This is a genomic window from Simplicispira piscis (assembly GCF_054783455.1).
The window spans coordinates 1-14,478 of sequence record NZ_BAAGQN010000007.1 but is presented as its reverse complement, the minus strand read 5'-3'; the positions used below and the strand labels follow the sequence as shown (position 1 = coordinate 14,478).

The 14,478-nt window shown below is 64.9% G+C and carries 12 protein-coding genes and 1 riboswitch; of the genes, 8 read left to right on the top strand and 4 right to left on the bottom strand.

What is annotated here, in order from left to right:
• The first annotated feature begins 28 nt into the window (after positions 1 to 28).
• From ACYVOC_RS03365 to ACYVOC_RS03340, 6 genes are all read left to right on the top strand, one after another.
• Positions 29 to 391, top strand: coding sequence for a carboxymuconolactone decarboxylase family protein (locus tag ACYVOC_RS03365; RefSeq protein ID WP_116005644.1), 363 nt, complete (start codon positions 29 to 31; stop codon positions 389 to 391).
• 173 nt (positions 392 to 564) lie between these two features.
• On the top strand, positions 565 to 1,938 hold the full coding sequence (locus tag ACYVOC_RS03360; RefSeq protein WP_116005643.1) for a TolC family protein: 1,374 nt from the start codon (positions 565 to 567) through the stop codon (positions 1,936 to 1,938).
• A gap of 69 nt (positions 1,939 to 2,007) precedes the next feature.
• Complete coding sequence (locus ACYVOC_RS03355) at positions 2,008 to 3,279, top strand: NAD(P)/FAD-dependent oxidoreductase (protein ID WP_116005642.1); 1,272 nt, start codon at positions 2,008 to 2,010, stop codon at positions 3,277 to 3,279.
• 86 nt (positions 3,280 to 3,365) lie between these two features.
• Positions 3,366 to 3,779 (top strand): DUF302 domain-containing protein, encoded by a 414-nt coding sequence (locus ACYVOC_RS03350; protein WP_461160882.1) that lies wholly within the window; start codon positions 3,366 to 3,368, stop codon positions 3,777 to 3,779.
• 2 nt (positions 3,780 to 3,781) lie between these two features.
• On the top strand, positions 3,782 to 4,915 hold the full coding sequence (locus ACYVOC_RS03345) for an NAD(P)/FAD-dependent oxidoreductase (RefSeq protein WP_461160881.1): 1,134 nt from the start codon (positions 3,782 to 3,784) through the stop codon (positions 4,913 to 4,915).
• 183 nt (positions 4,916 to 5,098) lie between these two features.
• Positions 5,099 to 5,872: a ferredoxin--NADP reductase gene (locus ACYVOC_RS03340; RefSeq protein ID WP_116005639.1), complete on the top strand. Its 774-nt coding sequence runs from the start codon at positions 5,099 to 5,101 to the stop codon at positions 5,870 to 5,872.
• Positions 5,873 to 6,167: 295 nt separating this feature from the next.
• Here ACYVOC_RS03340 and ACYVOC_RS03335 read toward each other — a convergent pair whose 3' ends face one another.
• The gene (locus tag ACYVOC_RS03335; protein WP_461160880.1) at positions 6,168 to 7,070 is read right to left on the bottom strand and encodes a YihY/virulence factor BrkB family protein; all 903 of its coding nucleotides are present in this window, start codon (positions 7,068 to 7,070) and stop codon (positions 6,168 to 6,170) included.
• A 179-nt stretch (positions 7,071 to 7,249) separates the two neighbouring features.
• On the opposite strand from ACYVOC_RS03335, the gene ACYVOC_RS03330 reads away from it, so the two are divergent.
• The gene (locus tag ACYVOC_RS03330; RefSeq protein ID WP_461160879.1) at positions 7,250 to 7,807 is read left to right on the top strand and encodes a shikimate kinase; all 558 of its coding nucleotides are present in this window, start codon (positions 7,250 to 7,252) and stop codon (positions 7,805 to 7,807) included.
• Here ACYVOC_RS03330 and ACYVOC_RS03325 read toward each other — a convergent pair.
• From ACYVOC_RS03325 to ACYVOC_RS03315, 3 genes are all read right to left on the bottom strand, one after another.
• Complete coding sequence (locus ACYVOC_RS03325) at positions 7,804 to 9,891, bottom strand: putative bifunctional diguanylate cyclase/phosphodiesterase (RefSeq protein ID WP_461160878.1); 2,088 nt, start codon at positions 9,889 to 9,891, stop codon at positions 7,804 to 7,806. The two genes, ACYVOC_RS03330 and ACYVOC_RS03325, sit on opposite strands and share 4 nt — an antisense overlap.
• A 119-nt stretch (positions 9,892 to 10,010) precedes the next feature.
• A complete protein-coding gene (gene metH, locus ACYVOC_RS03320; RefSeq protein ID WP_461160877.1) occupies positions 10,011 to 12,746 on the bottom strand; it encodes a methionine synthase in 2,736 nt (911 codons plus the stop codon).
• Between the two features lie 30 nt (positions 12,747 to 12,776).
• A riboswitch (S-adenosyl-L-homocysteine riboswitch) is annotated at positions 12,777 to 12,856 on the bottom strand.
• A 42-nt stretch (positions 12,857 to 12,898) separates the two neighbouring features.
• Positions 12,899 to 13,345: a PACE efflux transporter gene (locus ACYVOC_RS03315; protein WP_461160876.1), complete on the bottom strand. Its 447-nt coding sequence runs from the start codon at positions 13,343 to 13,345 to the stop codon at positions 12,899 to 12,901.
• A 63-nt stretch (positions 13,346 to 13,408) separates the two neighbouring features.
• Between ACYVOC_RS03315 and ACYVOC_RS03310 the strand changes: the two genes are divergently transcribed.
• Positions 13,409 to 14,362 carry a LysR family transcriptional regulator gene (locus ACYVOC_RS03310; protein WP_461160875.1) on the top strand — a complete coding sequence of 318 codons (954 nt, stop codon included), beginning with the start codon at positions 13,409 to 13,411 and terminating at the stop codon, positions 14,360 to 14,362.
• The last annotated feature ends 116 nt before the right edge of the window (positions 14,363 to 14,478 follow it).

Genomic DNA, 14,478 nt, shown 5'->3' with positions numbered 1-14,478 from the left:
GCGCTGGATGCCATTTTTATTGAAAATCATGACCACCAGCTACCTGACCCTAACGCAAGAAACCTCGGCCCAGATCGCGCAGCTGCGTGCCGACATCCCCGACACCCTGCGCGGCTTCTCCGCCATGGCCCAGGCGGCCGGCAAGGACGGCGTGCTTGACAAGAAAACCAAGGAGCTGATTGCCCTCGCCCTCTCGGTGGGCGCGCGCTGCGACCCCTGCGTGGGCTACCACGCCCAGGCGCTCGTCCAACTCGGTGCCACCCGCGAAGAAGTCGCAGAAACGATGGGCATGGCCGTCTACATGGGTGGCGGGCCATCGCTGATGTACGCCGCCAAGGCCACGGCCGCCTTTGAAGAATTCAGCACCCTGGCTGTAAAGGCCACGGCATGAGCTGCAACAGGGCAATGCTGAACAAGTCAGCCACGCGTCGCGCATCCGTGGATCGGGCGGTCTGCGGCGCGCGCCATCGCGGGATCTTGTCCAGTATTGCCCTTGCTGGGCGCGGCACGGCGCAAATTTTGTGCGCTGGCTGCAATCCCTGCTGACCCGTGGGAGATAACACCATGCACCACTTCATTCGCCTTCTCCTCCTCGCCGCCGCCTGCGCCACACCAACTGCCTGGGCCACTGATTTGCTGCAGGCCTGGCAGGCCGCACAGCAAAACGACCGCGAGCTGGCCGTGGCCCGCGCCGCGCACGGTACGGCGCAACCGCAGCGCGACCAGGCCGCGGCGCTGTGGCGCCCCGGCGTCGCGTTGACCGCATCGGCGGGCCTGGCGACCAACGAAAACGAGATGCGCGGCGCGCAGTTCTCGGCACCGGGCCTGGGCCAGTCCAACGGCGTGAACTTCGCCACCTCGGTGACGGGCGGCACCGCCACCCGCTGGGCACTGCAGGCCAGCCAGCCGCTCATCAACCCGGTGCGCAGCGCACAGCAGCAACAGCTCGGCCTGCAGGCCGACATGACCGACCTGCAATGGCAGGCCGCAAGCCAAGCCACCATGCTGCGCACCGCACAGCGCTATTTCGACGTGGCTGTGGCGCAGGAGGCTTTGCAGGTGCTTGACCGCCAGCTACAAGCCGTGCAAAAGGCCAGCACCGAGGCCCTGGACCGCTACGAACTGGGCAGCCTGCCCATTACCGACACCCACGAAGCCCGCGCGCGCCTGGCGGGCCTGCGCGCCCAGCGCCTAGCCGCCCAAACCGACCTCGACGTGAAACGCCGCCTGCTGGCCGACAGCACCGGCCTGCCCGGCAGCAGCCTGGCGGTGCAACTGCCGGGCAACATCGAGGCCACAGCGCCCCGCGACCTGACGGCCTGGCAAAGCGATGCCGAGGCCAACAACCCGTCCCTGCGCATGCAGGCCCTGGCGCTGGACATCGCCAAGGCCGAGGCCCAAAAACACAGCCTGCGCGCCGCCACCACGGTGGACCTGGTGGCCCAGGCCGGGCAGGACCGCCTGCACGGCAGCGGCGACTTCGGCAGCGCCCGCAACAAGAGCGTGAACGCCATGGTGGGCGTGCAGATCAATGTACCGCTTTACACCGGCGGCTGGCGCAGTGCCAAGCAAGACGAAGCCCTGGCGCTGCAAGCCAAGGCCGAGGCGCAGGTGCAAAGCACGCGCGAGCAGGTGGCGCAGCAGGTGCACAGCGCCTGGCTGGGCCTGTCCGTGGGTGCAGGCCGGGTGCAGGCGCTGGGCGAGGCGCTGGCCGCCAGCGAAGCGCGCCTGGATGCCACCCGGCTCGGCCACGAGGTGGGCCACCGCACCTTGCTCGACGTGCTGAACGCCGAAAACGACGCCGCCGCCGCACGCCTGGCCCTGGCGCAGGCGCGCACCGGTTTGCTGCTCGACCGCCTGCGCCTGGCCGCGCTGGCCGGGCAGCTTGATGAAGACACGCTGCACAGCGCCAACCAAGTGTTGACACGCGCACCCTGACGAGAAGAAGAAAGAACCCAGGTTTCAGCCACCCCGCCGGAGAACCCGGCACCACCCCAGGAGACAAGCATGGCCCATATCGTGATTCTCGGCGCAGGCACCGGCGGCATGCCGGCGGCCTATGAGCTGCGCGCCAAAATCGACAAGTCGCACAAGATCACCGTGATCAACGCGGTGGACTACTTCCAGTTCGTGCCATCGAACCCCTGGGTGGCCGTGGGCTGGCGAGAACGCGGGGACACCACCATTCCGATCCGCCCCTACCTGGAGAAAAAGGGCATCGATTTCATTGCCCAGCGCGTGGACCGCATCGACGCCGAGGTCAACCAGTTGACGCTGGAGGGCGGTGCGCAGGTGGCTTACGACTACCTCATCATCACCACCGGCCCCAAGCTGGCTTTTGATGAAGTGCCGGGCGCCGGCCCCGGCGGCTTCACGCACTCCATCTGCACCGTGGACCATGCCGAGAAGACCTGGGCCGATTACCAGGCGTTCATCCAAGACCCCGGCCCGGCCATCATCGGCGCCATGCCGGCGGCCTCGTGCTTCGGTCCGGCCTATGAATTCGCCTTCATCTTCAACAAGGACCTGCAGCGCCGCAAACTGCGCAACAAGGTGCCGCTGACCTTCATCACCGCCGAGCCCTACATCGGCCACATGGGCCTGGGCGGCGTGGGCGACTCCAAGGGCATGCTCGAGAGCGACCTGCGCAACAACGACATCAAGTGGATCTGCAACGCCAAGGTGACCAAGGTGGAGGCGGGCAAGATGTTCGTCACCGAGCTGGGCGAGGACGGCCAGGTGAAAAAGGAGCACGAGCTGCCCTTCAAGTTCAGCATGATGCTGCCCGCCTTCAAGGGCGTGGACGCCGTGGCCCAGGTCGAAGGCCTGTGCAACCCGCGCGGCTTTGTGCTGATCGACGAGTTCCAGCGCAGCAAGAAGTACCGCAACATCTTCTCGGCCGGCGTGTGCGTCGCCATCCCGCCCGTCGAAGTGACGCCCGTGCCCACCGGCGCGCCCAAGACCGGCTACATGATCGAGAGCATGATCACGGCCATCGTGCACAACATTGCCGCTGAAATCGAAGGCAAGCCTGCCGACGCCAAAGGCACCTGGAACGCCATCTGCCTGGCCGACATGGGCGACACCGGCGCCGCCTTCGTGGCGCTGCCGCAAATCCCGCCGCGCAACGTCAACTGGTTCAAGAAGGGCAAGTGGGTGCACCTGGCCAAGGTGGCGTTTGAGAAGTACTTCATGTACAAGATGAAGAACGGCACCTCGGAGCCCCTGTACGAAAAGCATGTGCTCAAGGCGCTGGGCATCGAGCGGCTGGAGAAGTAACGCATTCACTATTTTATTGATAGCTTATAGCGCTTACCCAGAAAGCGTTAGAGGCACTTTTTACTAATATTCCAGAAAGACCGGTCATGTCCCCCTCCTATGCCTTTGCCATCACCCTCGCGCAACCCCTGCCCGCCGCCGTGGAAACCTTGCGCGCAGCCCTCGCGGCCGAGCAGATGGGCATCGTCAGCGAGGTGGACATGCAGGCCACACTGAAAGCCAAGCTGGGCATCGACAGCGCGCCCCAGCGCCTGCTGGGCGTGTGCTCGCCCAAGGTGGCGCACGCGCTGGTCACGGCAGAGCCCGACATCGCCGCGCTGCTGCCCTGCGGCGCCAGCGCGCACGAGGCCACCCCCGGCCAGACGCGCGTGCTGCTGCAGGACCCGCGCGTGATCCTCGCCGCCAGCGCCAGCCAGAACCCCGCCGTGCGCGACGCGCTGGAAAGCGCACGCGCCGCCCTGCTGCGGGTCGTGGCCGCCCTGGGCGGCCACGGCGCCTAGTCATGGCAAGCCAGCGCATCACCGTCCTGGGCAGCGGTTTTGGCGCGCTTTCGACCGTGCGCGAACTGCGCGCACGCGGCTCCAAGAACGAGATCACCCTGGTCTCACCGCGCAGCGAGCTGCACTACCTGCCCGGCACTATCTGGATTCCCAGCGGCCTGCGCACGCGCGAGCAGCTCGTCGTGCCGCTGGCACCTTTCTTCCAACGCATGGACGTGCGCCATGTGCTGGCCGAGGTAACCGGCCTCTCGCCCGATGGCCGCAGTGTGCAGACCACGGCGGGCGAGGTGGCGAACGACGCCCTGGTGATGGCCACCGGCGGGCGCTTCATCAAAAAACTGCCCGGCATCGAACACGCCATCACCCCTTGCGAGGGCATTGCCGCAGCCGAGCAGATTCGCGACCGGCTACGCGCCATGCAGGGCGGCACCATTGCCGTGGGCTTTGCGGGCAACCCCCAGGAACCGACGGCAGTGCGCGGCGGGCCAATGTTCGAGTTTTTGTTCGGCATCGACGCGCAGTTGCGCCGCGAGGGGCGGCGCGACAAGTTCGAGCTGGTGTTCTTCAACCCCTCCAAGGAGCCCGGCGCCCGCCTGGGTGCCAAGGCCGTGGCGCACCTGTTGGCCGAGATGGCGCGCCGCAACATCGCCACGCACCTGGGCCACAAGATGGTGCGCTTGGAGGCCGACAAGGTGGTGACCGAAGGTGGCGAATTTGCCGCCGACCTGATCTTGTTCATGCCCGGCATGACCGGCAACGCCTGGTTCGACGAAACCGCCCTGCCGCGCTCGCCCGGTGGCCTGCTGCAGGCCGACGCCCAGTGCCGCGTGCCGGGGTTCGAGCACGTCTACGTGGTGGGCGACTCCGGCAGCTTCCCCGGCCCCGACTGGATGCCCAAGCAGGCCCACATGGCCGACCTGCAGGCTGCCGCCGCTGCACAGAACCTGATCGACGGCCTGGCCGGACGACCGCAAACCACGGGTTTCAAGGTCGAGCTGGCCTGCATCATCGACGCACTGGGGACCGGCACGCTGGTGTGGCGCACCGAGCAGCGCAACCTGCTGCTGCCCCCCCTGCGCCTGATGCACTGGGCCAAGCGGGGGTTTGAGCGGCGCTATCTGGCACGGTATCGGTGACTCCAGCGACCTGTGGCGTGCGCAATGATGAGGGCAGAAATTACCCCCGATTTGATCTCTGCCAGAGAGAGCCCCGCGCTTTGCGGGACAATACGAGGAATACCCGCATCGTGCGTCGTCTCTGGTTCCAGTCCACCGTGACGCGCTGCGCGCACCTGTTTCCAACATCCCTGCCAACACACCATGAGCGCTTTTCTTGAAGAACGCGTGCTGTCGGTTCATCACTGGACCGACCGCCTTTTCAGCTTCACCACCACCCGCGACCCGGCCTTGCGCTTCTCCAACGGGCACTTCACCATGATTGGCCTGAAGGTCAACGACAAGCCCCTGCTGCGCGCCTACAGCATCGTCAGCGCCAACTACGAGGAACACCTCGAATTCCTGAGCATCAAGGTGCCCGACGGCCCGCTGACCTCGCGCCTGCAGCACATCCAGGTGGGCGACACCATCATCGTCGGCAAGAAGCCCACGGGCACCCTGCTGATCGACTACCTGCTGCCGGCCAAACGCCTGTACCTGCTGTCCACGGGCACGGGGCTGGCGCCGTTCCTGAGCGTGATCCGCGACCCCGAGACCTACGAGAAGTTCGAGGAAGTGATCCTGGTGCACGGTGTGCGGCAGGTGAACGAGCTGGCCTACCACGACTACCTGACCCAGGAGCTTCCCGCCCACGAGATCCTGGGCGAGATGGTGAGCCAGCAGCTCAAGTACTACCCCACGGTGACGCGCGAACCCTTCAAGAACCAGGGCCGCATCAACGACCTGATCGAAAGCGGCAAGCTGTTCACCGACCTGGGCGTACCCCCGCTGGATCCGCTGACCGACCGCGTGATGCTCTGCGGCAGCCCCGAGATGCTGGCCTCGCTCAAGACGCTGCTGGAAAAGCGCGACTTCGAAGAAGGCAATACCACCAAACCCGGCGACTTCGTGATTGAACGGGCCTTCGTGGAGAAATAAGCACCCCTGAGAAACGGCCCCTGTGCAAGCGGGCGTTTCTTCGGGCTGACGCCGCATGGCGTCAGCGGTTTTTTTGTCATCGTGGTGTTTTCGTTCTTTCACCTCAGGAAACACCCATGCCCAGATTCCGATTCGGTACAGGGGTTCTGTGCGCGCTGGCGTTGTCCTGCGCGCCACTCCAGGTGCAGGCCTAATCGGCCCCGCTCCTGCTCAGGAGCGCCAGCATGCAGACATCGCCTAGCTTCCTGGCCGGGGTTCTCGACAAGGCCAGGAACACCCCGTTTCGGACGCAAAATCAGCGGGGAGGTGATACACCACCGGTTCGCACAGGCAGGGCTTCCTCCAGCGCCTGCGCACAGCTGGCGGAAAACAGCAGGATGGCCGACGAAAAATAGATCCACATCAGCAGCACCACCAGCGAGCCGGCCGCGCCATAGGCCGATACGACTGCTGCCGTGGACAGGTACCAGGCCAGCAACTGTTTGCCCACCGTGAACAGCGTTGCGCCAACCACCGCACCCAGCACCAGGTAACGCATCGCAGGCTTGCGCCCCACGCCAATGCGCATGAGGCCCACAAACAGGGTGACGGCAAAGCCGAAGGCCACGCTTTCGTTCACGAGGCGCAGCAGCGGACCCAGTGGCGCCATGGCCAGGCGCGCACTCGCCCAGTCGGCAAACAGGTTAATGAGTGTCGACAACGCCAGGGACACCATCAGCAGGAACCCGAGCGCCAGCACATAGGCCAGACCCCGCAAGCGCAGCGACGCCATGCGCCACCAGGCGGCCCTGGACTGCGCGGGCACGCTGCCTTGCTGCCACAGGCGTTCCAGTGCCGATTGCAGCTCCACAAACACCCCGGTCGCGCCGGACAAGAGCACCACAAAGCCCAGCGCCGAGGCCAACCGCCCCTCGGCCGGTGCCTGTGCGCTGGCCATGGCCTGGCGCACCACAGCGGCCACTTGCGGGCCCATCACCGACTGAACCTGCGCAATCAGACTGCTCTCCAGCATGTTGCGGTCCATCCACCACGCAAGCACGCCCACCAGCAAAAGCAACAGTGGCGCCAGGCTCAGCATGCCGTAGAAAGACATGGCGGCGCTCATGCGCAGGCCGTCAGCGTCCAGCCACATTTGCATGGCGCGCCACAAAGGCCGCCACCACCGGGAAAGACGTTGAGCAAGGGAAGGCATGTGCATGGCCCAAGCCTAAACCCTGAGTGCAACGCCGTCGACCGGCATGGGGCGACGATGGAGGTAGGAGCGATCCCACGGCGCGGCGATGTACCTGGAGCCGACCTTTACACTCAACACCCAGGACTCTGGCGCTTCGGATGCGGAATGCGCGGCTGCGCCAGAAGGGAAACAACAGGACATTTATGCAGATTCGCTGTGCACTGGTCGGCATGCCCGGCTCTGGAAAATCCACCGTGGGCCGACAACTGGCCCACCGGCTGGGGCTGCCCGTTGTAGACCTGGACCATCGTATCGAGCAGGTGCTGGGCACCAGCATCCGCGAGTATTTCGATGCAGAGGGCGAAGAGCGTTTTCGTGACCTGGAAACGCAGGTGCTGGCCGACGTGGCCGCGCTGCCCGGCGGCATGGTGTTGTCCACGGGCGGCGGCGCCGTGCTGCGCCCTGAAAACCGCGAAACCCTGCGCCAGTTTGGAACGGTGCTGTATCTGCGCGCCTCACCCGAGGATATTTACCGCCGGGTGCGCCACGACCGCACGCGCCCCTTGCTGCAAGTGGCCAACCCGCTGGAGCGCTTGCGTGAACTCTATGCCCAGCGCGACGGCCTGTACCGTGAAACCGCGCACTTTGTGATTGAAACCGGGCGGCCGACGGTCAGCACCCTGGTCAACATGGTGATGATGCAGCTGGAGATGGCCGCCAGCGCGCAGGGCAGCGGCGCGCACACGCCAGCGGATGTTTAGACGGCCACCGCACTGCGCAGGCGCAGCCACGCCAGCAGCTCCCCCACAGGCAGGGGGCGGGCATAGAGATAGCCTTGCGCACCATCGCAGCGCTCATCGGCCAAAAAGGCCCATTGCTCGGGCGTCTCCACCCCTTCGGCCATGGTGACCAGTCCCAGGCTGCGGCCCAGGGCCACCACGGCACGACAGATGGCGGCATCGTTCGGGTCCACCAGAATGTCGCGCACGAAAGACTGGTCGATCTTGATCTGGTCGAGCGGCAGGCGTTTGACGTAGTACAGCGACGAATAACCCGTACCGAAATCATCGAGCGCGAAGCTGACCCCCAGGTCCCTGAGCGCGCGCATGGTGGCAATGGTCTGCTCAATGTCGTGCACCAGCATGCTTTCCGTAATCTCCAGCTTGAGCCGCCCTGGCCCGATGGCATAGCTGTACAGCAGCGCCCGGACCTGCTGGACAAAATCGCCCTCGCGCAACTGGCGTGCGCTGACGTTGACGGCGATGCCCAGGTGTGCGGTCAGCGGATCGGCCTGCCAGGCCTGCAATGTGCGGCAGGCCTGGGCCAGCACCCAGTGCCCGATGGGGAGAATCAACCCTGTTTCCTCGGCCAGCCCGATGAAGTCGAGGGGAGACACCAGGCCCCGCAGGGGGCTGTTCCAGCGCACCAAGGCTTCCACGCCGGTGCAGCGGCCCTGTGGGTCCACCTGCGGTTGGTAGTGCAGCACCAGTTCATTGCGCTCCACGGCGTGGCGCAGCTCGTTCTCCATGGCGGCGCGGGCATTGATCCGCTCCTGGATGGCTGGCTCAAAAAACCGCACGGCGTTGCGCCCCGCAGCCTTGGCCTGGTACATGGCCTGGTCAGCGCGCTGCAGCAGCTCGTCGGCGGGCACCGTCTGCCCAACAAACAGGGCAATACCCACGCTGGTCGTTCCCTGGTAGGCCGCACCGCCCAGATTGCAAGGCTGGGCCAGGCAGGTGACGATTTTTTCTGCCACTGCACCCGCCTGGGACACCGCGGTCTCCAGGTTCTCTCCCAGCTGCTGGATGAGCAGCACGAATTCGTCGCCGCCCTGGCGTGCCACGGTGTCGCCCTCGCGCACGCAGGCGCGCAACCGTCCCGCCACCTCGACCAGCAGGCGGTCGCCCATCTCGTGGCCACGTGTGTCGTTGAGGTTCTTGAAATGGTCCAGATCGAGGTAGAGCACGGCCCGGTGCTTGCCGCTGCGCGAACTGGCGGCCATGCCCTGCTGCAACCGGTCCAGCAGCAGGCGGCGGTTGGGCAATCCCGTCAGCGGGTCGAAGTAGGCCAGCTGGTAGGCCTCTTCCTGGGCCTGCTTGCGGTCCGTGATGTCACGCCAGACGCAGTAGAGCACTGCATGGCCCTGCAGCTCGAGCCGCGCGAGCGTGACTTCGACCGAGAGGAAAGAGCCGTTGGCGCGGCAGTGCTCCCACTCGAAACGGACCACGCCCTCTTGCAGAGCACGTTGCATCAGCTCTTGGGCCTTCTCAAACGAAAGTCTTCCATCGGGCTGGCGCTCCGGGGAGAGCCGCGAGGGATGCTGCAGGATGTCTTCGCGCCGCGTGTAACCCAGCATGTGGATCGCTGCACAGTTGCAGTGGGTAAAAATGCCGTTCTCGATCAGCCAACAGGGGTCAGGCGAGTTATCAAAGAGTTCGCGGAACCATTTTTCACTGTGCTGGAGTGCCAGCGACCGCGCCTGGACTTGCTGTGTGAACGCACGCAAACGGCGCTCCTCCAGCAGATGCGCCAGCGCTGTTGCAAAGTGCCCCAGCGCCTCTGCATGGGTCAGCCACAGCGCCGGATCAAGGGCGCGCAGACACAGGACGCCATGGTCGCTGCCATCGCCGCTCCCGGCCACCAGCGGCAAACACAGCCACCGGGCGTCCTGCGCGGCATCGGGTACAGGCAGATCGGTGGTGAAGCGGGCCTCCGCCACCCCCTGCAGGGCGGCCAGTTCGCGCGCCAGCCCGGCTGGAAAATCGCCATCTGGCAGCAAGGCCGCCCTGCACAGCAAGCGCAGGAGCTGCTGCGCGTCGAGGGGCGTGTTGTTGGTGGCTGTCATGCGCGAAGGGAAGAGTTCGCACGAGTCTGGCGCCCCGGGGGGACCCCGTCAATACGGAGACACCAGATTGAGAAGGGCGCACAAAACCCAGCGATCCGCCGGATTTTTGTGCGCTGCGCCTACAGGATGGGTGCCAGCAGGCGCCGCAGCTCAGCCTCATCCATGCCGCGGCGCTGCGCCATGTCTTTCAGCTGGTCTTCGCCAATCTTGCCCACGCTGAAGTACGTGCTGTCCGGGTGGCCAATATAAAACCCGCTGACGCTGGCGGCTGGGGCCATGGCCATGCTGTCGGTCAGCTCCATGCCCACCTCTCCGCACTGCAGCACGCGGAACAGCTCGCGCTTGGCGCTGTGGTCCGGGCAGGCGGGGTAGCCGGGCGCGGGGCGGATGCCCTGGTACTTTTCAGCGATCAGTGCGTCGTTCGACAGCTTCTCATCGTGCGCATAGCCCCACAGGTCGGTGCGCACGCGCTGGTGCAGGCACTCGGCAAACGCCTCGGCCAGGCGGTCGGCCAGGCTTTTGAACATGATGGCGGAATAATCATCCAGGTCGTCCAGAAAGAACTTCTCTTTCTTCTCGACGCCCAGGCCCGCCGTCACCGCAAACAGACCGGCGTAGTCGGCAATGCCGCTGTCCTTGGGGGCCACAAAATCGGCCAGGCAGCGGCTGGGGCGCATCACACCCTCTACCGCATGTTTTTCAGTTTGCTGGCGCAGGCCGTACCAGGTGGTCAGTACTTCGCTGCGGGTCTCGTCGGTATAGAACTCGATATCGTCGCCCACGCTGTTGGCGGGGTACAGCGCCATGACGCCACTGGCCTGCAGCCAGCGCCCGTCAATCATTTTTTTCAGCATCGCCTGGCCGTCGGCGAACACGCGCGTTGCCTCCTCACCCACGACCTCGTCCTTCAAGATCGCGGGATAGGGGCCAGCCAGGTCCCAGGTCTGGAAGAACGGGCCCCAGTCCATATAGGGCACCAGTTCGTTCAGATCGAAATTCTTGAACACGCGCCGGCCCAGCGCACGCGGTGGTGTGGGCGTGAAAGTGGTCCAGTCGATGGCGGTGCGGTTGGCACGCGCCTGCGCCAGCGTCCATAGGGGCGTCTGTTTCTTGTTGGCGTGCTGCTGGCGCACCTTGTCATAGTCCGCGCTCACTTCTTTCAGAAACGCTTCTGCCCCATCGCCCAGCAGGCTTTGCGCCACACCCACGCTGCGCGACGCATCGGGCACGTACACCACGGGGCCGTCGTAGTGCGGCGCGATCTTGACGGCGGTGTGCACGCGACTGCAGGTGGCACCACCGATGAGCAACGGTATTTTCTTCACGCGGAAGTGGTCGTCCTTGTGCATCTCGGCGGCGACGTACTGCATCTCTTCGAGGCTGGGCGTGATCAGGCCCGACAGGCCGACGATGTCGGCGCCCTCGGCCTTGGCGCGCGCCAAAATCTCGTGGCAAGGCACCATCACGCCCATGTTGATGACTTCAAAGTTATTGCACTGCAAGACCACGGTGACGATGTTCTTGCCGATGTCGTGCACGTCGCCTTTGACGGTGGCAATGACGATTTTTCCCTTGGTGCGCACGTCGCGCCCAGCCAGCTCGTCCTGGCGTTTTTCTTCTTCGATGTAGGGGATGAGATGCGCCACGGCGAGCTTCATCACGCGCGCGCTTTTCACCACCTGGGGCAGGAACATCTTGCCCTGGCCAAACAGGTCGCCGACGATGCTCATGCCGTCCATCAGCGGGCCTTCAATGACGTGCAGCGGGCGTCCGCCCTGGGCCAGAATTTCCTGGTATGCCTCTTCGGTGTCCTCGACGATGAAGTCGGTGAAGCCGTGCACCAGCGCGTGCGACAAGCGCTCGCCCACGGTCTTGGGCGATTCGGGTGTACCGCGCCATTCGAGTTTTTTGCTCTCGTCCTTGGCTCCGCTCTTGGCGGTTTCGGCCACTTCGAGCAGCCTTTCCGCCGCGTCAGGACGGCGGTTGAGGATGACGTCTTCCACACGCTCGCGCAGCACCGGGTCGAGGTCGTCGTACACACCCACCATGCCGGCATTGACGATGCCCATGTCCATGCCGGCCTGGATGGCGTGGTACAGGAACACGGTGTGGATCGCCTCACGCACCGGGTCGTTGCCGCGGAAGCTGAACGATACGTTCGACACACCGCCAGACACCTTGGCGCCGGGCAGGTGGGCCTTGATCCAGCGTGTCGCTTCGATGAACTCAACCGCGTAGTTGGAATGCTCCTCGATGCCGGTGGCCACGGCAAAGATGTTGGGGTCGAAGATGATGTCTTCGGGCGGAAAGCCCACCTCGTCCACCAGGATGCGGTAGGCACGTTCACAGATCTGGATCTTGCGCGCGAAGGTGTCTGCCTGTCCTTGTTCGTCAAACGCCATCACCACGGCAGCGGCGCCGTAGCGGCGCACTAATTTTGCATGGTGCTTGAAGGCCTCCACGCCTTCTTTCATGCTGATCGAGTTGACGATGGGCTTGCCCTGGATGCAGCGCAGCCCCGCCTCGATCACCTCCCACTTGGAGCTGTCGACCATGATGGGCAGGCGCGCAATGTCGGGCTCGGACGCAATCAGGTTCAAAAAACGCACCATGGCCGCCTTGCTGTCGAGCATGGCCTCGTCCATGTTGATGTCGATGATCTGCGCGCCGTTTTCGACCTGCTGGCGTGCCACGGCCAGCGCGTCCTCGAACTGGCCGTTCAAAATCATGCGGGCAAAGGCCTTGGAGCCGGTGACGTTGGTGCGCTCGCCGACGTTGACGAACAACGTGCCAGCGCCAATGGAGACGGGCTCCAGGCCCGACAGCCGCATGGGAGGGACGGAAATTTCAGACATGGGAACTCACCTGTATTTCTGATAGCCCGGAACAGGTGAGCGTCGTTGCGGGGGCCTGGCATTCCAAGCCTGACAGTCCGCGCGGGACTGCTGCAACGCTCCTTGGAATGGATCGATTTTAGGGCGGCGCAAATGCCCAGGAGTACACAAGCTTATGCCGCGGAGGCGGGCAAGCCAAAAACCTGGTCAAAACCCCAATTAAAGACAAAGGTGTAGCACAGGAAAAACACCACCAGCCCCAGGTCCATCACCAGCGCCTGCCACAGGCTGATGTCGAACCACCAGGCAAACAGCGGCACCAGCGTAAACACCAGTCCGCCCTCGAAGCCCACCGCATGCGCCAAGCGGCGGCGCAGGCTGCGACCGCGCACCACCTGACGGGCTTCCCAGCGCTCAAAAAGGGCATTGAAGACCAGGTTCCAGGCCACGGCGATGGCCGACGAGGCCACAGCCATCACCCCGGCATGTCCCACACCCTGGCTGGAAAACTGCGCGAGCCCGAAAGTGGCGACGGCAATGGCGATCAATTCGTAAATACTGACGTAGACCACGCGGCGGCGCACGCCGTGCAGGCCGGGGATGAGAGGCGAAGATGACATGGCATCGAATTTATCGGCTCTAGGCTGATAATTAAAGTCAGCTTATTTCAGTTTTATTGATAGATGGCCTTTTCCTCCGACAGCGTACAGCTCTTTCTGGCCGTACTCGACCACGGCTCCTTCTCCGCCGCCGCGCGGGCCCTGGGCCGGGTGCCCTCGGCCGTGAGCATGGCCATGGGCCACCTGGAGGCAGAGTTGGACATGGCGTTGTTTGACCGCCACGGACGCGAGCCACGCCCCACCGCAGCGGCTCGCGCCCTCGAGCCCCAGGCCCGCTTGCTGGCGGGGCAGCTGCTGCAGCTCAATGCGCAGGCCCTGGCGCTCACCCAGGGGCTGGAGGAACGCCTGACGCTGGCCATTGCCCCCGAGCTGCTGGCTGCCCGCTGGACGGGGCCGCTGGCGGCCCTGGCCCACGAATACCCGCTGCTGCAGGTGGAGGTACTGACCGCACCGCAAGGCGATGCGCTGGCGCTATTGCACTCGGGCCGCGCGCAGCTGGCGCTGGTGTTCGAGCGGCCCAGCATCGATGGGCGCGAAGGTTTTCAGGAGGTGGGCACCGAAACCCTGGTGGCTGTCATGGCCCCCAATCACCCGGTACTGGTGAATGCCCGCGCAGCCGCCACGGCCCGGGGCGAGGCCCCCGCCCGCGCCTTGCTGCGCGAGGAACACCTGACCACCACGCGCCAGATCGTCGTGGCCAGCCGCGACTTGGCGCAGACCGACCCGCGCTTTGTCTTTGCCCGCCACCACTGGCGCACCGACAACCACCTGGCCGCGCTGGGCCTGATCGAAGCCGGGCTGGGCTGGGGCTGGCAGCCGCGCGCACTGGTACAGCCGCGCATCGAGGCCGGGCGGCTGGTAGAGATGCCGTTTGAGAACCTGAGCAATGGCACCGCGCTGTGGGTGGATGTGGTGTGGTCCAAAGAGCGGCCGCTGGGCCTGGGCGCCGCGCGGTTTGTGGCGCTGATGCGCAGTGACAAAGACAAGGGGCGCGTTGCCACGCTGGCAGGAACATAAGTAAAAATGGGCTCCGGCGCTTTATTCATGGGCGCTAACAGCTATCATTTTTGCTTGATTAGCAAGAAGTCTCAGGCTGTCTAAGTTGCGAGATAGCGATAGGTGGTGTGAGGGTG